Origin of the sequence: Crocosphaera sp. (assembly GCF_030064895.1) — a bacterium.
Lineage (GTDB): Bacteria > Cyanobacteriota > Cyanobacteriia > Cyanobacteriales > Microcystaceae > Crocosphaera.
The window spans coordinates 1-20,824 of the sequence record NZ_JASJEB010000024.1; the positions used below are offsets into that span (position 1 = coordinate 1).

A 20,824-nucleotide genomic window follows, 5' to 3' on the forward strand; every position below is an offset into this window, starting at 1 on the left:
GTTATGGTCATAGATTGAGACATTTTTAGAAGATTTACTATTGGTAAATCCTCCAATCCATCCCCTTATAACTTGTCCTTTGCGACTGCTTTCTACATAGTCCCCAGACCGAAATCCAAAAGGAGTTATTGTTCCTCCTTGACGCTTGAGAATTCCTCCCTTTTTATACTGTTCTTGATGGAGTTTACGTCTGAACAATTTAGGGCGAGTTAATACAATAAAAGGGGTTTGAGTAACTAAACATTGACCAATCCATTCATGACCATGATTATTGCCACGTTGAAAAGATTGATATTTGATAAAAGCAGAAGAAGCAATGGCAATGGCATCATTTCCATGAGATTCTATAGATTGTTTATCTTTATGCTTTTTCTCTTTTATTAACCCTAATTTTTCTCGGAAACTTCCTGTAGTTTTAGAATCTACGGGAACGACGGTAGCTATTTTCCTGGCTTCTTTTCTAAACCATTCTTGTCCCACAGTAACAGGAGAAATACCTCGTCCATTCTTGATTGTATAACCCCCACAATCTTCATCTCTAATTTCTGCTATTGGTAGCAGTTTAGACATTTCTCGTAATACTCGCAATTCCATTAAGCGGTTAGCAAGTACACTGGGAGGTATTTTGCTTTGACGACGATTCTTAAACCTTTTCTCTCTATGATTACGGAGCTTAAAAGGTTTAGTCCTATCAATACGTCTGGCACGTCGAGAACGTCTTAACTCTTTTCTTTTCGCCATTTTCCCTGTTACCGATTGACGATCTTTTTTAGTTTTTTTCGACTTATAAAATCCTGGTAAACAAAGATGGAAGACAATAATTGTAACTAATTTAGACTGGAAAGCAATTCCTGTAAAAGCTTTGCCTCTATCTGTCCCTGCTACAATTTCTTGTACTTCATGACCTGATGGTTCTTTTGTTAATTGGACATAAAATACTCCTAATTTATTACGCTTAGGAATAGCTTTACCAGACTTAATCCATTTTCTAGCACGGGCTGGTGTTGTCGGCATTAATGGTTTGCCAACTGGATCTTTTACTGGAATTCTTGTTACTTGATTAGTCATATAATGCACCTTTTTAAGATGTATTTGTAGATAAAATCTACGTCCCTTCGGGCAATTTGATGAGCGTATCTTCTATTCACGACTAGACCGTAAAGAGGAGCCACTGCGGTCTTGGGGGTTTCCCCCAGGAGCAAGTGGCCTGTACAAACTAGGGAAATATTTGTACGTTTATCCCCACCAAATCTCTATGCCCTAACCAACTCTTGCGTTGCCTACCGTGAAACCTATTTCTAGGTTTTTTGGCAAGCCTCGACCTCAGCCGTTAGGCGGGTCGAGGTAGTTGACTCTAAATTAGAATAATTCTAGTCCACTATCCTCAAAAAGTTTAACTAATTTTTCTCCCATTAATTGTTCTTCTCGTAACATGACAAGACATTTTTTGGCAAACCAGTCATCATTTTTAATTTTGTCTCGTAAAAAGTCTTTCACATCGTCATCAGTAATCTCTTTATCTTCATAAAGTTTCTGGATATCTTCTAGGGAACGATAAAGAATTGTATTTTTACCAAAAATTTCATCTTCATAAATAATTTCCTTACTCATCCATTCCCAGTCAACTCTTTGTATCCAGAGTTTTTCCCCTGAAAAAAGAGAATTAATATTAAGGGTTAAATCATCAGTTACCCACCAATAAGTTTGGGGATCATCGTACATATCTCCTGTAAGACTGTTAGCTAAGGTAACATGATTTCCTGAAAAATTACGAATGTTAACATTAGCATTTTCTGTGGTTCGGTAAGCAATTTTTAATCGTAAATAAAGTCCTTCTTTTTCATATTTATTTTTGCGAGGAAGAAGATTAAAAAAACTAATTGCCGCCCCTGCTTCGTAAATTTCAATTAATCCTTGTTCTTTGTCCAAATACCAATTTGAACCATAAATAGCTGCGTCTGCTGCTGCTGCTGTTCCTCTTTGTCCCAAAATATCCTTTTCTGTGGCAAAATAAGGACGAGGCATTATCGTTTTTTTCAACCTTGGGAAAAATTCTCGTTTAGGTTCCATAATTTCTCCTTTAAATCCCTAGTTTAATCAGAGGTTTTACCTACATAACTCTTAATTGTATCACTCTTGTTGTCCTCTAAAGTCGATTAATTTCTAGATGTCTTTAATTATAAGCATTCAGCCGTCAGTATTTAGTTTTCAGTTAAGAGTTGTTAAGAGTTAAATTATCTCCTACTTTTTCCAGTCTAATACTCCTTATAAACCTTAATTTTAAAACGAGTATTAACATTGGCAAAATCAATAATCAACACTTTGTACAGATTCCTTTTCATGCTCTGAGGCAACAACTAGCCTACTTGTGTAAAAGATATGGAATTAATTACATCGAACAAGAAGAATCCTATACCAGTTTAACGAGTGCATTAGATTTAGATAATCTACCAGAATATAATGCAGATAATCCACAAACCTATGAATTTTCAGGAAAGAGAATAAAAAGAGGTTTGTATCGGACTAAGAATAAAAAATTAGTCAACTCAGATATTAATGTTTCTGCCAACATTGGACGTAAAAGTAAAGCCAATCTTTCTGAAAAGAGAGAGGTATTAGAGGGGATTTTGGACGCTCCAAGACGATACTTTATCGTGTAAAGAATCCCCATAGCCTTGCGTTAGGGTAGTTCAATTATAAGGCAACCAATAGAAGTTTCTTGTATGCTATTTTAAGCGTCTTACGGGACTGACGGGATTCGAACCCGCAACTTCCGCCGTGACAGGGCGGTGCTCTAACCAGTTGAACTACAGTCCCTTGTTCTTTTGAGCCGATTACTATCGTAACAAGGTATAGCAGAATTTGTCAAGTGTTTTCAAAAAAAAATTTTAAACAAGTCTGAGGAACATGGGTGTGAGTAAGCTGATAGCACTTTTCTCAAGTCTGTTGACCAAACATTGAACATTGAACATTTTGGTTTCAAGCCTCTCCCTTTAGGGAGAAAGAAGTTTGGGAGAGATGTGCAAACAGTTAACCCTAAATATACCAGTTCTTATGCTTTTGATGGTAGTGGGAAAGTTAAACGCAGTAAAAAGAATTATTCTTTGTGTAGGTTTCCAAATGGCAAACAATATAATGCCGATTTGTCCGCCTCATATAATATCGGGGCAAGGTATTGGTATTCTGTCTTAATTGGGGATAAGTATTTCTCTAAGGTATTTGTTAGCCAAAGTTCTACAAATACACTGCGGACACCAGTTTGCTTAGGGACACTTAGAAGTCTAAAAACTTCTGGGTGCAAGTGAATCCCCAACTATAATCTGTGATTTAGTTGGGGTGTGTTCAAGCTAGTCTAACCCAAGATAGAGATGTTTTGTTCACCATCAATCTCATCATCAAATAAACCACCGACTGTTACTAAATCCATTGGTGCGGAGGTCATTTCTTCACTCATTTCGCCTTGAGAATCTGTTGTTGCTACTGTTTCGCTATTAACTGGAGAATGGCGAACCTGATAAAATTCTTTACCGAGGTTTCTGGCCTGTTCATAGCTGTCGATATCACCTTGTTCAAAGTAATATTTAGCGGCTAAACGTAAGTCTTCAACTGCTTGTTTTCTATTACCAATTTCTGCTAAGAGAACACCTCGATTATGATAGGCTTTAGCATAATTAGATTCTAAATATAAGGCTTCTGTATAGTCTTTGATCGCCCCTGTTTTATCTCCTAATTTTTGATGATTCAATCCCCGTTGATAATAAGCTTCTGCACCCTCTGAGTTAGTGCGAATTATTTGAGATAAGTTTTCAATATTTTGCAAGGTTTCAACAACATTTTGAACTTTATTCAGTTGAGACTCTAACTGATGAGCAAATTGCTCAAGTTCATTTTCTTTTCCATTTAACAGAGTAAAAGATTCTTTATTGTCTTGAACTCTATCTGATAACTCATTAACCAGGGTTTGAAATTTCTGATCTTGCTGATTTAAACTCTTTGCTCCCTGTTCTTTTAATTGTTGTAATTGTCCTACAAGACTAGAATGATTACTATTCATTTGTTGTGTCATTTCCATTGTAGAACTTTCTTGAATTCGAGCTAATTCTACTTTTAATTGACGACGGTTAGCAATTTGTAAAGCAACTGAAAAAGAAATAGGAATAGCAGCAAAAGAAGCGTTACTCAAAAAAGAGCCAACTACACCTCCAACTAATCCAACTCCTGATAAAATATCAAAAATGTCAGATAAATTACTGTTACTATCTTGAGTTTCTAGTTCTTGAGTTTCTACTTGGTTTTCCATGATATTCAATCCTGTTTGAAGTTTAATTAATGGTGAATATTTAGTTTAAATATTCTTCTTCTTGATGGGTTAAAATGGTACAATTAGATGTAGGAGAACAAGCACAAAGTAAAATATATCCTTGATCTAATTCATCTCGTTTAAGGAAAGATTCAGCCTTTTCTGTTTGTTCAACTTTCCCAGAAACAACTTTACCTAAACAATCAAGACAAGATGCGACACGACAAGAATAAGGATGTTTAATACCTTTACTTTCCGCAACGTCAAGAACGTACTCTTCTGAGGACACCCCAATAGTTTTATTTAAGTCATGTTTAGGGTTAACTAATTTGACTTGAAAATAACTGTTAGTTTCACTCATTTGTAGCTCCTTAAATGTTGATAATTAAATGATTGATAAAAAAAGTTTAAGCACCTAAAATAGTGCAATCTAGTTGAAATGCAGGTAATATGAACTTAGATATTTGAGGAGTTAAATATTGTTGGATTACCTCCTAAATTATGGGGTAGTGTGTCCTTACAAAACGCTCATATCCGACAGAATGAATAATTTTTTGTAACTAAATCAAAATCCCATCATGTAAACGATCTAAATCATTATTCCTCGATAATAAAATTAGTTTTAAAACTATTTAAGCATCTTGAATTTTTGCCATATATTCAGATACTTTTATTTGCGTATCTTTTAGCTGTGTAATCATAGTTCGAGTGACCAATTTACGCTTTTCAACTAAGATCGCACCGGTGACAGGATGGAGGATATTTTCTTTAGCACGACTGCCAATTAAATCTTCAATATTTTCGATTTCACTGACATACATCCCCGAAGGAACTTCTACTACAACTCCGTCTCCGATAACCCTTGCTTGACAAGCTAAACGAGAGCATTTATTAGCGGTAGTAATCACATCCATAGTGCGAATTTCTCGGCGGTTAACAGGAGATAAACTCTCCATTCCTTCCGTGATAAAAACATGGCAAGTGGAACACATTCCCCGACCACCACATTCTTTCCAAACCTTCAAATCTTTGGCTAGTAAACCACTTAAAAGATTATCGTTAGTTAGTATATCAACCCTCTCGTTAATAGGGTCAAGTTTAACTGTTTTTGCCATGTCTAAAATCTCCTCAATTGATTAGTTTTTACGTAATTGATCACGACACAATAATTCCATTATTTTATGATGATCATGACCTTCTTCTCGCCATGCTTTTATGGGGTTAATTCTTTCAGCTAAACCAATTACAAAGTAATTAGAATTAGCTCCCATAGATTCACAAGTGGTTTGAATACAGTGTAATTCTTCTCCTGTTAATTTACTGAAAAAAGCACTCATAATTCCTGCTTCCAGAAAACACATAGGACGCTTATTTTGAGTAGCAAACCGAGCAAAAGGAGAATTAGAAATTTGCGGTACTAGAAAACCATTTTGATAGTATTTGAGGTTAATATCAAGGACTCCCCAACCATGAGCTTTCCAGCATTCTTTTAAGCATTGAACAAATTGAATCATGTTCATTTGTGCTAGAGGTTTTTCGTAGTATTCCCCTAACTCATCAGCAAATCTCTGATAGAAATTTTTTCCCCACCAACGACCAATACTGAATAAAGCAACACTACTTCCTTCACCCAGTTCATCTTCTAAAGTGTTATAAAGTGCCTCTAATAAAGGTTGGGGAAGGGCTAATAAACGGGAACCACTACGATTCTCTAATAAACCAAATTCAAAGTCTCCTTGAAGATAAATATCTGGAGAAAAGTAATTGCCTTTAAAGGAAGATTTTTTAACTAAATTTGCAACATCAATCATTAACTTATGCTCCTACTTTTAAGGTTTCAGATTCGGGTTTTGTTTCTAGTAGCATCATTTTTGCCTGTTTTAGAAATGGAGTTAAAATAACCATTTGCTCCATGGTTAATTTTTCTTCTAAACCCTTTATTAAGTTTTCAAAAATATGGGTTTCAATCTCTACCATTTCTTGAGCATGAATAACATCTGTGAGCCATTCTAAAAGGCGATGTCTGAAATAATCGGGATTATTTAATAACATGGCCATTGCGCCATATCGCATCACTGACATCCAGTGTTTTAATGCTTGTTCCAAACGCTGCATATTTTCATCAGGAAAAGCCTCTACTAAACTATAAGCAATATCCTGAAATATAGGTATTTCTTGATCTCGTAAACTTTGATAAATTTTTAGGCGTTCTTTAAGGGTTGCTGCCCCTTGTTTTAGGGATTGTAAGTCTGAAGATTCAAGATAGTGATCTTCAGCTTCATAAAATAAGTTTTCAAAATCTTTCTGCATGATCTTTGTTTTAGAATAAATCAGATAAGTTGTTTAAATCTAAATCGGAAGAAGTGTTATGATTTGGAGGTGTCAAGGAAGACTTTTTAGACATAGGCGCAATTTCTGGCGGTTTTTTCCAACGAATTTCTCGGAAAAAACTATTAACGGAAAGACTGAATAAAGATTCAGGTGCAAGTTGAAATTGCTCTGAAAAAGTCTGTGTTTCTTGTTGTCCTTTCCAGTTGGATTGTCTAAGAAAATCTTTGAGATTTAAGTCCAATAAAGACTGCGCACTTTCTATTAATTCAACGGCATCTAAATTTTGTAGACTGGTGGTTTCTCCTACCCAATTACAAGTACGAAAAAAGTCATAAACACTGACACTCGACCATGTTTGCCTACTCATCATTTAAGATACTCCCCATGATGTAATTTCTTTTCAATGTCCTTAGCTAAGGCCCCTTCGTTTAACCAGAAAGTTGCAGCATCAACTCTGTCTTGTTTGCCAACTAAAAACTTACAATAGGTTTCACCCATGGCATAACATTGAATTTCAATGGCATTGAGGTCTTTATTGACTAACTTGCTAAAAAATCCAGCTAATAAACCAGCATAAATATGACAAACTGGCTTACCAACATCTCCTAAAGTTCTTGCAACAGCAGAATCAAAAATGTTGACAAACATAAAGCCATTTTTCTGCTCACTCATATCCACTTCCCAGTTACCCCAACCTTGCGCTGTAAAACGCCACCACCAAGCTTCTAAAATATAGTTGAGGTTCATTTGATTGAGGGGTTTCTTATATTCATATTCGGCATAAAGCCACTCTTTAAAAAAGTCGGCATCTCGCTTTCCCCAATCTTTACCTATGTTGTAGGCAATCACTCCTGCTGCACTACCAATTTCTTCTTCTAGTCCTTCAATTAATCCTAGAATAAAGTCTTCGCTGGTGAGAATATTCCGAGATTCGTTCCAATCAATAATACTGCCTGTTTCTGTTTGGAAAGAAAAGAAATCTTCTGAGGCATAATGATGATGTCTCTTCGGATATTTCTTTTTTAAAGGATGCTCAAAATTAGTTACTAACTGTTTTGTTTCCTGTTTGCTATCACTTGAGGTGAAAACCATCTTATACTAAACCTCAATACTTTATCAAATGTAATTTCATTGTAAAAAGATAATTGGCCGACTTCCTCAGTGGTTATCAGCAAATTATCAGGGTTTGTTCTCTAAGTATCAGGGGTTGTACAGACTGATACAAACCAATACTGCCTGGTTAAGCTCGAAACGCTCTAGTTAAGGGGGGCAGGGGGCAGGAGGCAGGAGGCAGGAGGCAGGAGGGGAGAAAAAAGTTGAAAAATAAGACTATTTAGCTTTTAAAAACCTTATAATTTGCTATTTAAGATGATATCTAACTATTACTACTTCTGACTCCTTTTGAATTCTTTAAATTTCCAATTCCCTATATTTTTCAACTTCAATTAAAGCTTTAAAGTCCTCAAATTGAAAGTTATTATCAGTTATCTTTGTGCTTCCTGTTGCTTGTAATTGTTGGAAACATTGAAACATAGAATTAGTAGAATTTAATAACCCTGATAAGGCATAAGCGACTATTTTAAACCCCATTGTTTCTAATTCTTCTAAGGATAAACAGGGTGTTTTTCCACCTTCAATTATATTTGCTAATAAAGGAATATCAGGAAAATAATTAGCAATTTTTTCTAATTCTTCTTTAGTTTGGGGGGCTTCAATAAAGATAATATCTGCCCCTGCTTCTTGGTATTTTTTACCTCGATATAATGCTTCTTCTAGTCCATAAATTGCCCTAGCATCAGTTCTGCCAATAATGACTAAATCACTGTTATTTTTAGCATTTACTGCTGCTTTTATTTTTTTGACCATTTCTTCAGTTTCAATGACCTTTTTTCCTTCAAAATGACCACATTTTTTCGGCCATTCTTGATCTTCTAAAATAATTCCTGCTGCCCCAAAATCAACAATATCTTCTACTGTTCTTTGTACATTCAAAATATTTCCATAACCAGTATCTATATCACAAATAACAGGAATATTGACAGATTTTATAATATTTCTAACTTGATTTAACATTTCTGTTGCAGTTAAAAATCCCAGATCAGGGAGTCCTAATAAAGAAGCAGACATCCCAAAACCACTGGTGAAAATAAAAGAAAATCCTGCTTTTTGGGCTAATTTAGATCCCAGACAATCATAAACAGCAGGGGCAGCTATAATTCCAGGTTTATCTAATAGTTGACGTAAGGTTTTTGCTGAGTTCATAAACAATTTTCAATCAAATATTTCTGCTTTTTTAAAAGGTAAACCTTCTTGATCTTTTTTTGACAATTTTGGTTCTCCTTTTAACTGCCAGTCAATAGCCAGATCAGGATCATTCCAAAGAATACTTCTTTCATGTTGTGGGGCATAATAATCAGTGGTTTTGTAAAGAAATTCAGCAGCATCTGATAAGACAACAAAACCATGAGCAAATCCTTCGGGAACCCAAAATTGACGTTTATTTTCTGCACTTAAAAGACAGCTTACCCACTGTCCAAAAGTCGGGGAACTTTTGCGAATATCAACTGCTACATCTAACACTTCTCCTGCAACAACACGGACTAATTTTCCTTGGGGTTGTTGAATTTGATAATGAAGTCCCCGTAAGACATTTTGCTGCGATCGCGAATGATTGTCTTGGACAAAATTTCTTTCTATTCCTGTTGCTTCTGTAAACGCTTTTTCGTTATAACTTTCATAAAAAAAGCCTCGATCATCCCCAAATACTCGGGGTTCAATAATAACAACATCAGGAATTTTTGTTTGAATAACTTTCATAATTAATAACTGGTAACCCATAAATAATAACTGAATTAAACTTGCATTGTCACCCAATTTTGTAATTCTTCCCACCCTAAACCCTGACGCATAATAGAAGGAGGATCAGAAGTCATATCTAAAATAGTAGACACATCAAAACCAGGTTCTAAACTATTATCAATAATAAGGTCAACTTGACTTTCTAAAATGTCAAATAATTTAGCTTTTTCTAAGCCAAGAGTAGGAAGCTCTCCATCTTCATCGGGTAAATGAGCAGAAGTAGAAACAATGGGATTTTCTAAAGTTTGTAAAATAGCTTGACAAATTGGGTGATTAGGTACACGAATACCTGTACTTTTTCGCTTAGGACTCATCACTAATTTTGGCACAGCTTTAGTAGCTGGTAATAAAAAAGTATAAGGGCCAGGAATTAAGCGTTTCATAATACGATAAGCTTCATCAGTTACTCCTGCATAATGGGAAATATTAGACAAAGAAGAACATAAAAAAGTCAACGGTTTATCATTAGATAATTGCTTTAATTTTCGCACACGTTGCACGGCTGATTTACTATTAAGATCGCACCCGATCGCATATACTGTATCTGTTGGATATAACATGACGGACCCTTGTCTAAGGGAATCGCATATTTCGTCAATGCGACGGTCTTGAGGGTTTTTAGGATGTAAATCGTATAAAATAGCCATAATTATGACCAAAATAGCTTATTTAGACTGTGTGACAGGTATTGCTGGGGATATGTGTTTAGGAGCATTAGTGGATAGTGGTGTTCCTTTAGAATACTTGATTGAGCAACTCAAAGGGTTAAAAATTGACCACGAATATGAGTTAAGTCAAGAAAAAGTACAGCGCAATGGACAACAGGCCACTAAGGTTCATGTTAACTTGCTTCAGCATGATGATCATGATCATGACCATCACCACCATCATCATACCCCTGCTCGTCATCTTCCTGAAATTGAAGCTATGATTCGAGAGGCAAACTTACCGTCACGGGTGACAGAATGGAGTCTGGATATATTCCGTCGTTTAGCGGTAGCAGAAGGGGCAGTACACGGAGTTCCACCGGAAAATGTACATTTCCACGAAGTAGGGGCAACAGATGCCATAGTGGATATTGTAGGCACTTGTCTGGGGCTAGATTATTTAGACATTGAGACGTTATACTGTTCAGCGTTACCTACTGGTGGGGGAACGGTTTATGCCGCACATGGCCGTTTACCTGTGCCAGTACCGGCGGTGTTGAAGTTATGGGAGTCCCGTCAAGTTCCTATTTATAGTAACAATATTGACAAAGAATTAGTGACACCCACAGGAGCAGCGATCGCTGTTACACTGGTTAAAAGTTTTGGTCAACCTCCGAAGATGATATTAGAAAAAGTTGGTTTAGGTGCAGGTTCAAAAGATTTATCTATCCCTAATATTTTACGTCTCTGGATAGGGGAAAGTGTGACAGAAAAAAAAACAGTAATGTCGACATAGTTGCTGTTTTGGAAACCCAAATAGATGATCTAAGTCCGCAAGTTTTTGGTTATTTATTTGATATTTTATTGAATGTTGGGGCGTTAGATGTTTTTACTCAGTCGGTGATGATGAAAAAGTCACGCCCTGGTATTTTATTAACGGTTATTTGTGCTGTTGATAAAATAGATGTTTGTGAGAAGATTATTTTTAGAGAAACAACCACATTGGGTATTCGTCAATCTATTCAGAAACGTTCGATTTTAGATCGAGAAATTAAAATAGTTAATACAAAGTATGGAGAGGTTAGGGTTAAGATTGCAACGCAAGGAAAAGGAGAGAATAAAACTATTATTAATGTCCATCCTGAATATGAAGATTGTGCAGCGATCGCTCTTAAGTTTAATCAACCTTTAACTACTATTCAAAAAATTGTCTTAGAGTCTTTTAATTCTATGTCTTGATTCTCTTTTGATATTATTAAAATCATTAAAAACTATGAGTAAATTAACCATTAAAATAACTAATTATCAAGATGAAATAGAAGCAATTAAAAACATCAGAACTTGTGTTTTTCAAGAAGAACAAGGAGTCGATCCTGTTTTAGAATTTGATGGTTATGATGATAATTGTGTTCATTTTATCGCGTATATAAATGAGGAAGCAATAGGAACAACAAGAGTTAGATATCTTGATAAAAATACCGCCAAAATTGAACGATTAGCAGTGTTAGCTTCCTCAAGAGGTCAAGGGGTCGGTACAGCATTAATGAAAGAAGCGATAACCTTTATTAAAGGACAAGAAAAATATCAAAAAATTGTTATTCATGCTCAAGTTTATATTCAAATTTTATATGAAAAATTAGGATTTGAACCAATAGGCGATCGCTTTACAGAAGCAGATATTATTCACATAAAAATGATTAAATATATCTAGATTTTACTATCCATTGTCAAAGAGATTACTCGTACCTCGGAATTACAATTATTAATTGTTAATTGTTAATTGTTAATTGTTAATTATTAATTGTTAGCGGCATTCGTCTATAGCGTTTCTCGGACTCATGAGGTACACCTAATATCTAACTCCGAACTCCTAACTCCGAACTCCTAAAACTAGAAAACTCTGTACCTCACAAGTATGAGAAGTGCTATATATTGTCTTCCTCGTCCATCAATAAAGCATTGTCGTCACTCTCAAATGCTTGCTTGAGTAGGGTTTCAGCTTTTTCTGGATCTTCATAAATCAACTCAATCATCTCATCAGTATCCATCCCAAGCCGCTTAGCATAAAATCCAACCTCATTTTTGATTCTGTTTTCCCCTTGCCTCAGATACATCGATAGGCAATGCCTAGCCTGTACAGTGTGTTCGCGCTTGAAGCGAAAAAACGACAGACAAGCAAGTAATCGATCTTCATAAGGGGCTAAGGCTTTCATCTGGATACGTTTTGGCTGTCTACTGGGCATATTTGTTCCAAAATCTATCATATCTTCATTTACTTTAACAATTATTAGAGATGAAATAGCACTAGATTCTTCGTACCTCGGAATTACAAATAAATATATAATGAGAAAAATATAAACTTTTATAACAAAAATTTAAACCGTGTCTAAACAAGCTATAGTCGTGGGAGCAGGAATAGGTGGATTAACGGCCGGGGCATTACTCGCTCGTCGAGGATATGATGTAAGTGTGTATGAACAGGCTTATGTGCCTGGAGGTTGTGCCTCAACCTTCAAACGTCGGGGGTTTACCTTCGATGTGGGAGCAACTCAAGTAGCAGGTTTAGAACCCGGAGGCATTCATCACCGCATTTTTGAAGAATTAGACATTGACTTACCCCCAGTTACTCCTTGTGATCCTGCTTGTGCCGTTTTTTTACCAGGAGAAACCCAACCGATCAATGTTTGGCGAGATCCCGAAAAATGGCAACAAGAAAGACAACAACAGTTCCCCGGAAGTGAACCTTTTTGGCAATTATTAGCTAAACTATTTCAAGCAAGTTGGAAGTTTCAAGGCCGAGATCCAGTATTACCTCCTCGCAACCTTTGGGATATTTGGCAACTTACTAACGCGCTACGCTTAGATACATTAATCACAGTTCCTTTTACCTTGATGACGGTGGGGGATGCTTTACGGTTGTATGGATTATATAACGATCGCAGATTAAAAACCTTCCTCGATTTACAATTAAAATTATATTCTCAAGTTGATACTGATGAAACCGCTTTATTATATGCAGCTACAGCGTTAGGAGTATCCCAGGAACCCCAAGGATTATATCATTTACAAGGAAGTATGCAGGTATTAAGCGATCGCTTAGTGGAAGGGTTAGAAAAATACGGGGGAAAACTCTTCACTGGCCATTCTGTTGAGAAAATAGAAACCCTTGAGGATAAGAAAACTAAAGTTACTATTCGTGTTCGCAAAACAGGGGAAACCATCACCAAAATAGCCGATCATGTGGTGACTAATGTTCCTGTCCAAAATTTAGTTAAGATGATTGAGACACCCACTAAACCTGGGTTTAACTTGTATCAACAAAGAGTTGATAAACTTCCCGAAGCGTCTGGGGCCTTTGTTATTTATTTGGGGGTTGATGAAAAAGCTATCCCCGAAAGTTGTCCCCCTCATCTGCAATTTTTCTATGATTATGATGGCATCATTGGGGAAAATAATTCCTTGTTTGTTTCCGTAAGTAAACCTGGAGATGGTAGGGCAAAAAAAGGACAAAGAACAATTATTGCCTCTAGTTTCACCGATACTCAAATATGGAATAATATAAGTAAAGAGAAATATCAACAATTAAAACAACAATATAGCCAAGAAGCGATCGCCCGTTTAAGCAACTATTTCCACCTCAACGCTGATACTATTATTCATCAAGAAGCAGCCACCCCTCGCACCTTTGCTTACTATACAGCTAGAGATAAAGGAATAGTCGGAGGTGTTGGCCAACGGGTATCTACTTTCGGTCCCTTTGGTATCGCTACCCGTACCCCCGTCAAAAATATTTGGTTAGTAGGAGACTCTACCCACCCCGGAGAAGGTACAGCAGGAGTTAGTTATTCGGCCTTAACTGCTGTTAGACAAATCGAAAGAATGACCTAAAAATCAAGGTTGTGAAGGTTTTTAACCACCCTCACCTTAATGTCGCAAGGAGGCTGACGCTATACGAATGTTAGCGTTAAGAGGAATTGCGACCAATATATAGCAATAGACAGGTTAGTTAGGACACATAAATTGTATTTTAAGGCAACAGGCAACAGGCAACAGGCAACAGAAAAATGTCCTAATAGCCTTGGCGACTGCTATATCAACACGAAGTACGTTTTTGATGCTAAACTCATCTCGGTGAGTTTTTAAGGTCGATGAAACAAGTCTTAACCCTAGTAGTCAAGCTTCAACCTAACCCCGAACAGAGTCAATTATTAGACGATACTGCTCAGGCGTTTGCTGATGCTTGTAACTGGATCAATGAGACTGTTAAACGTAATTTGACCAATAGAAACTCAATTCAAGCTGTATGTTATCAAGACGTTAAAGAACGTTTTGGATTAACAGCTAATCATGTTGTTAGAGCTTGTGCAAGAGTAGCGGCTAATCGCTTAACTGCTAAACATAAAGGTCGAAAAGTTAAACAATTCAAACCTACCAGTTTTGATTGTGATGCTCGCACTTTTCGTTTTATTGAGACTGGTTATCTAGCAAGTATCAGTACAACTGGAAAACGAGCCAAAATCCATCTCAGAGTAAGTAATTATCATAGAGGAAAACTATCAGGTCAAAATCCAACATCGGCACAAGTTTGTCAACACAAAGATGGTGATTGGTATGTTCATATTCAACTTAAATCTGATGCTCCAAAACCGATTAAAACAGATAAGGTTATTGGAGTTGATTTTGGGAGAAGAGACATAGCATTTACCTCCACTAATAAATCATGGTCAGGAAAGGAAATTCAAGAAAAACGAGATAAATTGAATCGTGTTAGAGCTTCTTTGCAGAAAAAGGCATCCCAAGGCACAAGATCAACCCGGCGTAGATGTCGACAGATTTTGAAACGGCTATCAGGGAAAGAGAGAAGATATCAAGCATGGATTAATCATAATATATCTAAAGCTATCATCAACGAGGCTAAACAATCTAAATCCTTCGTATCTATTGAAGATTTAACGGGAATTCGAGAACGAACTAATCAACAACCTAGAAATAAAACTGAACGAAGGCGGTCTAATTCTTGGGCTTTTTATCAGTTAAGAACTTTTCTCGAATATAAAGGTATCTCTGAAGGAATTGAAGTAGTAGCAATTAACCCTAGATATACGAGCCAAACTTGTCATTGTTGTCTGCATATTGGACTGAGAAATAATAAGTCTTTTAAGTGTAGCAATAAGACTTGTGGCTGGATTGGAGATGCTGATTTGAACGGCGCGTTAATGATAGCTTTAGTGGGGCAGAGTGTAAGGCTGCCTGGAGGTTCGAGTTTGTTGGCTTGTCCCATAGACTCAGGGCTACAGAAAGCCCACGCTATAGCGACAGCTTAGCGTGGGAACCTTACAACCTTGGTATTTCAATTAAAGGAGATATGAAGTCCTATTAACTAACAAAATTTATCATCGCCATGAATACTTCACGGGTAAGAGGTAAACTATCCACAACCATCGCAGTACATAACAACATTAGATAAAGGATAGAAAACTTAAACAGAGATTTTGCCATATCCTTATCAAAAGGATTTTGTTTTAGTAACCAGGTTTTCTTGATAAATATCGCCCCTAATAAAACAGCGATCACTCCATACAACCAACCAGAAACCCCCACAGGATAGACTAACAAGAAAGTACAAGGAATCACTAATAAGGTATACCACCAAATTTGACGCACAGTTGACTCTTCTCCTTCGATAACAGGCATCATAGGAACATTAACCTGTGCATAATCATCCTTGATCATCAAAGCCAAAGCCCAGAAATGGGGGGGAGTCCAGAGGAAAATAATGGCAAATAATATCCAAGGGGCCCAACTGAGATCCCCTGTTACAGCGGCCCAACCTACTAAAGGAGGAATTGAACCTGCTGCCCCACCAATAACGATATTCTGAGGAGTATTGCGCTTCAGGAAGTGGGTATACACCAGCATATAGAAAACAATGCCGGACATGGCTAATAAACCACTGAGAAGGTTTATATAAAGGAGAAAAAGACTAAAAGACATCACCGCCAACACCACTGCAAAAATGAGGGCGTGACTAGATTGAACACGGCCTGATGGGATGGGACGGGTTCTAGTCCGCAACATTTCATAGTCAATGTCGCGATCGTAGATACAGTTCATCACTTGCGCAGAAGCTGCCGCTAGGGTTCCTCCTAATAAGGTAATGAAGAGTTTAAAAGAGTCCACTTCACCCTTAGAGGCCATCCACATTGAAGCGGCCGTGGTGATTAATAATAGAGGAATAATCCTCGGTTTGGTTAGTTGATAATAACTTCTAACTACTTGTAAAAGGTTCTCGTTACGACGGACAAGATCAGTCCCAATCATTAATTCACACCAAATTCTATGGATTGATAGTTTATTGTGCTAAGCACGAAGAAATAGGGAATAAAAAGCGAAAAATACTAACTTTTAGGCTTTTGCATCTCGCATTCCCAAAGTTGTCAAGGCGACTAATGTACCAAATAAAGCAGCCCCGACGGTATGATGGATAACGGTTAAAGGTTCCACCTGTAAACGTAGGTAAAAAGTGGCTACCCCTAAGAGGACTTGTAAAACAACGATCCCACCAGCTACCCAAGCGAGTTTTCTCAGGGTTGGATGTAGTGCCGGAGTTCGCCAAGCCATGAAAACAACGGTTAAGGTGGCTAAGGTTGCAGGAACCACACCGATAATATGACTATTCATCACTGCGCACAGTTGGGAACCGCCAAAGCATTGATGCAAGGCCCAACGGGAACCCACTAACGCCCCTAATAAGCATTGAACATAGACTAAAATAGCTGCTGTCAGGCTGGCCCAGCGCAGTTTACCGGCGGTGGTGGTGCCTTGGTAGGGGGTGAGACAGAGGGCAATGATCACTAAGCTGGCAAAGAAGAGAAGGGCAGTTCCTAAATGGGCGGTAACAATATCAAACCGCAACATTTGTGTGACGGTTAAACCCCCTAAAATGCCTTGAAAAACAATGAGTCCTAATGCCCCTAAACAAGCCCAGGGTAGCCATTTGGGGAGTTCTTTGCGAAACCACCAAGAAAGTCCTACTAAGGCCAGGGTACTTAAGCCAATGAGGGAAGCATCTAAGCGATGGAACCATTCTAAGAAGACTTGCAGGTTCATTTGTTGGGTGGGGACTAACTGACCATAACATAGGGGCCAGTCGGGACAAGCTAACCCTGCATTCATTACCCTTGTGGCACTTCCTACAGCCATCAAGAGTAGGGTCGCGATCGCAATTTTCCACACCAAAAATCTCATCCATTTTTGGACTTTCGGGCGATCGCTTGTGGTGGTTATTTGTCCTGTAAGAACAGATTCTGTCATAGCATCCTAATCACTTTATTTAACAGATTTTCTTGTTAGCAAAATGTTGATTTTGCTACAAAATTTTGTCTCTTTAAAAGTAGAGCTAGTCAGATTCTACTGAAGGGTTTCTGATTTGTGACGGAATTTTTAGGAACTTTTCCTAATCTTTTGATTAGGTTAATAATGCCTTTACTTAAGTTAACAAACCAAGACTTAAATTTAATTATGTTTTAATCTCTTAGAGGGTTTAAGCAATGGCAAAATCTGTATATTTTCGACTTTCAGGATCATGAAAAGCTAAAACAATATCTTCTTTTAGTACACCTTCTCTTAATAATTCATTAGCGATACCTTCTTCTGTCCAATCTTCTTCTATATAGATTTTATTATTTTTTATTCGTATATGAACATGAATATTTCTAATTTTTTTCTTGCCTTCCCATCCCATAAATAACCACATATATTGGTCATGTACTTCATCAACAATAAGACAGCTTTCTCTACTTAAGTTCGATGAACCTGAAACCCATTCATGGTATTCTGTTAGAACTTTTTTTATAGATTGGCGATACTTTTCTAGTTTATCCATTCTAAAATTTCCTCTTGTTCCACATCAACAACAATTAAAAGTAATTGGTTTATTTTGCTAATTTCCTTGATAGAATCTCTTTCAAAAAAGTTTACATAGATACTATCTTTAATAGCTAAATAAATTGTATATTCTGGTTCAGTTAGCTTAATTAAGTCTCGATATAAAATATATTGACCTAAAGCAACTTCAAAATCTCTCATTGGTGAGGGACTTAAAAAGCTTTTGATTTCAACAACTATTTTATGCCCACTGCGTTCAGCAGCAATGGGTTTTTCTGCTGCTAAATCAGCAAATAATTCAGCATCTTTGTATTTAATTCTATAAGGATCTGCTGTAATCGTCCAACCCTCTTTAATTAAAGCATTTTTAACTGCATCATGGTAAGTGTCTTTTGCTGGCATTTTCCTCCTTATATTTATTTTAGTGTATGTATTTATTATAGGCGATCGCTTTCTTAATTTTTATTAATTTATTTCAACAAATTTTCAATTTCTTCATCACTAAAACCAAATTGTCTAAAAATGCGTAAAACATAAGCAGGTGAGATTTCTTTTGCACCAATATCTATAGGAACAATTCTACGCTGTTTATCAACTTCTCGAATATATAAGCGATGATCTCCTTTTCCTTCTCGATAAAATTGACAACCTCCTTTTTCAAGAATTTTAATTAGTTTTTTGGGTTTAAGAGAAGGAATATTTTTAGGCATAAACTTTTCTTAGTTCGTATATTTCAGAAGATTCTGAATCTTCAATAGTTAAAAATTCATGGAGTTCATCAATATGAAGAGGACGAGAATAAACACTATCTTCACTATTATAAACTTCTAAAAAAGATTCAATTGCTTCTTTAAGTTTATCAATAGCTTGTTCTGGAGTTTTTCCCTGTCCCACTAATCCATTTTCGAGACATAATGAAATCCAATAATCTGCGCTTTTTCGGAGGATTACGGTGTAAAAGTTCATTTTTATTTAACTAATTGCTAAAATTTTTTTTGATTTAATATGATTTTTAACGCTTTCATTTAAGAGTTGGTAGAGGAAATGAGGTGTTTTTTCATTAGCTAATTCTAAATTTTCTTGATAATTTTTACAAGCTAATTCATCATTTATTATTCGATAATGAATTATTTTTGTCCATTCTGGTGCAGTAATCATTAATTGTGGAATAACAGCAATAAAAGCTTCAATTTGTTTTTGTAGTTCAAAAGATTCTAAAAAATGCACTAACCCAAACATAATGTCAGCTTGCTCACAATTATCATCTAAAATAAGATGTAAGTCTTTTAAATATTCATAATGAGGGTCTTCCGCAATATTTTCTAAAGTTTCTTCAAAAGTAATTACCTCCTCAGGAGTTTTCATCAAGCGATTTTCTTTTAAAGTTTTTAGTAAATTACTCATTAGATTACTCCTTTATAAAAAACAGTTGGCCAAGTCTCTTGATTAAGTTGAATAAGCATTTGTAAACTTTTTTTGATACTTGAGTTATAGAGTCTGTGACTAAAATAAATAGAACGAACATTCCACACTTCTTGTGCTAGTATTTGCCGAGGTGAAAGGGTTAAGTCTGGACTTCTACCATAGGATGAAGTTTGGCGATGACGACCCCCTTTTCCTGGTGATAAATGTTCCATCATGATAGCAATTCCTTGATTCGTTGTGTAATCTTTGACTTTAGCTTTCATGTAAGCATTGGAGGGAACATGATGAGGGGTTAAATTGTCTCCTCTACGACCTAATTTTAACAAGTTGCCGTACGTCCCGACTTGTCCTTCTCCTGTAAGTAGTTTAGATTGGGTAATGTTGTCTCCTTGTAACTATTTTAGGGGATAGGTTTATTATAGGCGATCGCCTTAGTTTAATACTATTGAATTTTTGTTTTTTCATACTCATAATGTGGCTGTTTTCAATTATTTGTGTTTCTTCCAATAATTCTTGAATTTTCAGAAATTCCTCATAAGGTAAAACAGCAAATTTCTTTCCATTCTTAGTTAAAAATTCAGGATGTAATTCAATCATTTTTATCTCCTTAAATTAAGTGTTAAGTATTTAAGCGATGGCAAAGTCTGTATATTTTCGACTTTCAGGATCATAAAAAGCTAAAACAATATCCTCTTTTGGAACACCTTGTCTTAATAACTCATTAGCAATACCTTCCTCTGTCCAATCTTCTTCTATATAAATTTTATTATTTTTTATTCGTATATGAACATGAGTTGATTTTAGACGTTTATCTTCTTGCCAATCAACTGTTAACCAAAGATAATGATCATGGTTTTCATCAAATACTAAACAAGTTTCAGATTGATGATCTGGTGATTGATTGACTAATTGATCATATTCTGTGAGAATGCTTTTAATGAACTCTCTATACTTTACGATTTTATCCATGAGCTAATTTCCTCCTTTCTATCGTTAAAAACAAGCAATTGCATCTGATGACGTTTGACAACAGCTTGAATTGATTTTCTCTGAAAAAAAGTATTAAAGACACCATTTTTAATTGCTAGATAAATTTCATAATCTTTCTGAGAAAATTCGAGAAAGTCACGATATAAAAGATATTGACCTAATGCTTTCTGAAAATCATTCATAGGAGAAGGATTGATAAAACTTTTAATTTCAACAACAATTCTTTGTCCTTTTTGTTGAGCTAATAAAGTCTTTTCTACCAATAAATCAGTATAAAGATTATCACCTTCATATTCAATGGTATAAGGATCAGCTACAATTGTCCAACCATCTTTAATTAAAGCATTTTTAACTGCATCATGGTAAACATCTTTTGCTGGCATTT

Annotated in this window: 30 protein-coding genes and 1 tRNA gene; 6 read left to right on the forward strand and 25 right to left on the reverse strand. The window is 36.1% G+C overall.

Features of this window, described 5'->3' with window-relative positions:
* Window positions 1-1,068, reverse strand: a 1,068-nt coding sequence (locus QNJ66_RS08590; protein ID WP_300505249.1) for an RRXRR domain-containing protein, incomplete at its 3' end; no start/stop codon positions are given.
* Between the two features lie 291 nt (window positions 1,069-1,359).
* Window positions 1,360-2,070 carry a hypothetical protein gene (locus tag QNJ66_RS08595; protein WP_300505251.1) on the reverse strand — a complete coding sequence of 237 codons (711 nt, stop codon included), beginning with the start codon at window positions 2,068-2,070 and terminating at the stop codon, window positions 1,360-1,362.
* 149 nt (window positions 2,071-2,219) lie between these two features.
* On the opposite strand from QNJ66_RS08595, the gene QNJ66_RS08600 reads away from it, so the two are divergent.
* Window positions 2,220-2,660 carry an IS200/IS605 family accessory protein TnpB-related protein gene (locus QNJ66_RS08600; RefSeq protein ID WP_300505253.1) on the forward strand — a complete coding sequence of 147 codons (441 nt, stop codon included), beginning with the start codon at window positions 2,220-2,222 and terminating at the stop codon, window positions 2,658-2,660.
* An 83-nt stretch (window positions 2,661-2,743) separates the two neighbouring features.
* Here QNJ66_RS08600 and QNJ66_RS08605 read toward each other — a convergent pair.
* The 11 genes from QNJ66_RS08605 to QNJ66_RS08655 all read right to left on the reverse strand — a co-directional run bounded on the left by QNJ66_RS08605 (window position 2,744) and on the right by QNJ66_RS08655 (window position 10,137).
* A tRNA-Asp gene (locus tag QNJ66_RS08605) sits at window positions 2,744-2,817 on the reverse strand.
* A gap of 535 nt (window positions 2,818-3,352) precedes the next feature.
* The gene (locus tag QNJ66_RS08610) at window positions 3,353-4,300 is read right to left on the reverse strand and encodes a tetratricopeptide repeat protein (protein ID WP_300505255.1); all 948 of its coding nucleotides are present in this window, start codon (window positions 4,298-4,300) and stop codon (window positions 3,353-3,355) included.
* A 40-nt stretch (window positions 4,301-4,340) separates the two neighbouring features.
* Complete coding sequence (locus tag QNJ66_RS08615; protein WP_300505256.1) at window positions 4,341-4,661, reverse strand: 2Fe-2S iron-sulfur cluster-binding protein; 321 nt, start codon at window positions 4,659-4,661, stop codon at window positions 4,341-4,343.
* A gap of 271 nt (window positions 4,662-4,932) precedes the next feature.
* Complete coding sequence (locus tag QNJ66_RS08620) at window positions 4,933-5,415, reverse strand: 2Fe-2S iron-sulfur cluster-binding protein (RefSeq protein ID WP_300505257.1); 483 nt, start codon at window positions 5,413-5,415, stop codon at window positions 4,933-4,935.
* A 21-nt stretch (window positions 5,416-5,436) separates the two neighbouring features.
* Window positions 5,437-6,111: a V4R domain-containing protein gene (locus QNJ66_RS08625; RefSeq protein ID WP_300505259.1), complete on the reverse strand. Its 675-nt coding sequence runs from the start codon at window positions 6,109-6,111 to the stop codon at window positions 5,437-5,439.
* Between the two features lie 4 nt (window positions 6,112-6,115).
* Window positions 6,116-6,610, reverse strand: a complete 495-nt coding sequence (locus QNJ66_RS08630; RefSeq protein ID WP_300505261.1) for a phycobilisome protein — start codon at window positions 6,608-6,610, stop codon at window positions 6,116-6,118.
* A 10-nt stretch (window positions 6,611-6,620) separates the two neighbouring features.
* A complete protein-coding gene (locus QNJ66_RS08635; protein ID WP_300505263.1) occupies window positions 6,621-7,001 on the reverse strand; it encodes a hypothetical protein in 381 nt (126 codons plus the stop codon).
* Window positions 6,998-7,723 (reverse strand): V4R domain-containing protein, encoded by a 726-nt coding sequence (locus QNJ66_RS08640; protein WP_300505265.1) that lies wholly within the window; start codon window positions 7,721-7,723, stop codon window positions 6,998-7,000. The genes QNJ66_RS08635 and QNJ66_RS08640 overlap by 4 nt, the downstream gene beginning before the upstream one ends.
* 318 nt (window positions 7,724-8,041) lie before the next feature.
* Window positions 8,042-8,893 carry an isocitrate lyase/PEP mutase family protein gene (locus tag QNJ66_RS08645; RefSeq protein WP_300505266.1) on the reverse strand — a complete coding sequence of 284 codons (852 nt, stop codon included), beginning with the start codon at window positions 8,891-8,893 and terminating at the stop codon, window positions 8,042-8,044.
* Between the two features lie 9 nt (window positions 8,894-8,902).
* A complete protein-coding gene (gene rfbC / locus QNJ66_RS08650) occupies window positions 8,903-9,448 on the reverse strand; it encodes a dTDP-4-dehydrorhamnose 3,5-epimerase (protein WP_300505269.1) in 546 nt (181 codons plus the stop codon).
* Between the two features lie 35 nt (window positions 9,449-9,483).
* Complete coding sequence (locus QNJ66_RS08655; protein WP_300505272.1) at window positions 9,484-10,137, reverse strand: L-threonylcarbamoyladenylate synthase; 654 nt, start codon at window positions 10,135-10,137, stop codon at window positions 9,484-9,486.
* Window positions 10,138-10,141: 4 nt separating this feature from the next.
* Here QNJ66_RS08655 and larC (QNJ66_RS08660) point away from each other — a divergent pair, with 4 nt between their 5' ends.
* From larC (QNJ66_RS08660) to QNJ66_RS08670, 3 genes are read left to right on the forward strand one after another with little or no spacing between them, the layout of a single operon-like run.
* The gene (larC, locus tag QNJ66_RS08660; RefSeq protein WP_300505275.1) at window positions 10,142-10,933 is read left to right on the forward strand and encodes a nickel pincer cofactor biosynthesis protein LarC; all 792 of its coding nucleotides are present in this window, start codon (window positions 10,142-10,144) and stop codon (window positions 10,931-10,933) included.
* Window positions 10,934-10,941: 8 nt separating this feature from the next.
* The gene (gene larC, locus QNJ66_RS08665; RefSeq protein WP_300505278.1) at window positions 10,942-11,376 is read left to right on the forward strand and encodes a nickel insertion protein; all 435 of its coding nucleotides are present in this window, start codon (window positions 10,942-10,944) and stop codon (window positions 11,374-11,376) included.
* A gap of 34 nt (window positions 11,377-11,410) precedes the next feature.
* Window positions 11,411-11,848 carry a GNAT family N-acetyltransferase gene (locus QNJ66_RS08670; protein ID WP_300505280.1) on the forward strand — a complete coding sequence of 146 codons (438 nt, stop codon included), beginning with the start codon at window positions 11,411-11,413 and terminating at the stop codon, window positions 11,846-11,848.
* Window positions 11,849-12,062: 214 nt separating this feature from the next.
* On the opposite strand, the gene QNJ66_RS08675 is transcribed toward QNJ66_RS08670, so the two are convergent.
* Window positions 12,063-12,401, reverse strand: coding sequence for a hypothetical protein (locus tag QNJ66_RS08675; RefSeq protein WP_300505282.1), 339 nt, complete (start codon window positions 12,399-12,401; stop codon window positions 12,063-12,065).
* A 118-nt stretch (window positions 12,402-12,519) separates the two neighbouring features.
* Between QNJ66_RS08675 and crtD the strand changes: the two genes are divergently transcribed.
* Both crtD and QNJ66_RS08685 read left to right on the forward strand, forming a co-directional pair.
* Entirely contained in the window at window positions 12,520-14,025 is a 1,506-nt protein-coding gene (gene crtD / locus QNJ66_RS08680) for a C-3',4' desaturase CrtD (protein ID WP_300505285.1), read from the forward strand.
* Between the two features lie 260 nt (window positions 14,026-14,285).
* Window positions 14,286-15,461: a transposase gene (locus QNJ66_RS08685; protein WP_300505287.1), complete on the forward strand. Its 1,176-nt coding sequence runs from the start codon at window positions 14,286-14,288 to the stop codon at window positions 15,459-15,461.
* A 52-nt stretch (window positions 15,462-15,513) separates the two neighbouring features.
* Here the strand turns inward: QNJ66_RS08685 and QNJ66_RS08690 are convergent, their stop codons facing one another.
* The 11 genes from QNJ66_RS08690 to QNJ66_RS08740 all read right to left on the reverse strand — a co-directional run bounded on the left by QNJ66_RS08690 (window position 15,514) and on the right by QNJ66_RS08740 (window position 20,822).
* Window positions 15,514-16,458, reverse strand: coding sequence for a heme o synthase (locus tag QNJ66_RS08690; protein WP_300505289.1), 945 nt, complete (start codon window positions 16,456-16,458; stop codon window positions 15,514-15,516).
* An 84-nt stretch (window positions 16,459-16,542) separates the two neighbouring features.
* Window positions 16,543-17,451, reverse strand: coding sequence for a heme A synthase (locus QNJ66_RS08695; protein ID WP_300505292.1), 909 nt, complete (start codon window positions 17,449-17,451; stop codon window positions 16,543-16,545).
* Window positions 17,452-17,680: 229 nt separating this feature from the next.
* Entirely contained in the window at window positions 17,681-18,022 is a 342-nt protein-coding gene (locus QNJ66_RS08700) for a XisI protein (protein ID WP_300505295.1), read from the reverse strand.
* Complete coding sequence (locus QNJ66_RS08705; RefSeq protein WP_300505298.1) at window positions 18,010-18,426, reverse strand: XisH family protein; 417 nt, start codon at window positions 18,424-18,426, stop codon at window positions 18,010-18,012. The genes QNJ66_RS08700 and QNJ66_RS08705 overlap by 13 nt, the downstream gene beginning before the upstream one ends.
* 68 nt (window positions 18,427-18,494) lie before the next feature.
* Window positions 18,495-18,734 carry a type II toxin-antitoxin system HicA family toxin gene (locus QNJ66_RS08710; RefSeq protein WP_300505300.1) on the reverse strand — a complete coding sequence of 80 codons (240 nt, stop codon included), beginning with the start codon at window positions 18,732-18,734 and terminating at the stop codon, window positions 18,495-18,497.
* Complete coding sequence (locus QNJ66_RS08715; RefSeq protein ID WP_300505302.1) at window positions 18,727-18,990, reverse strand: type II toxin-antitoxin system HicB family antitoxin; 264 nt, start codon at window positions 18,988-18,990, stop codon at window positions 18,727-18,729. The genes QNJ66_RS08710 and QNJ66_RS08715 overlap by 8 nt, the downstream gene beginning before the upstream one ends.
* 6 nt (window positions 18,991-18,996) lie before the next feature.
* On the reverse strand, window positions 18,997-19,428 hold the full coding sequence (locus QNJ66_RS08720; protein ID WP_300505304.1) for an Imm30 family immunity protein: 432 nt from the start codon (window positions 19,426-19,428) through the stop codon (window positions 18,997-18,999).
* Complete coding sequence (locus QNJ66_RS08725) at window positions 19,428-19,712, reverse strand: hypothetical protein (protein ID WP_366146277.1); 285 nt, start codon at window positions 19,710-19,712, stop codon at window positions 19,428-19,430. Before QNJ66_RS08725 ends, QNJ66_RS08720 begins: the two co-directional genes overlap by 1 nt.
* Before the next feature lie 103 nt (window positions 19,713-19,815).
* On the reverse strand, window positions 19,816-20,046 hold the full coding sequence (locus tag QNJ66_RS08730) for a type II toxin-antitoxin system Phd/YefM family antitoxin (RefSeq protein ID WP_300505310.1): 231 nt from the start codon (window positions 20,044-20,046) through the stop codon (window positions 19,816-19,818).
* Window positions 20,047-20,076: 30 nt separating this feature from the next.
* Window positions 20,077-20,418 carry a XisI protein gene (locus QNJ66_RS08735; protein WP_300505313.1) on the reverse strand — a complete coding sequence of 114 codons (342 nt, stop codon included), beginning with the start codon at window positions 20,416-20,418 and terminating at the stop codon, window positions 20,077-20,079.
* Window positions 20,403-20,822: a XisH family protein gene (locus tag QNJ66_RS08740; protein ID WP_300505316.1), complete on the reverse strand. Its 420-nt coding sequence runs from the start codon at window positions 20,820-20,822 to the stop codon at window positions 20,403-20,405. Before QNJ66_RS08740 ends, QNJ66_RS08735 begins: the two co-directional genes overlap by 16 nt.
* Between the last annotated feature and the right edge of the window lie 2 nt (window positions 20,823-20,824).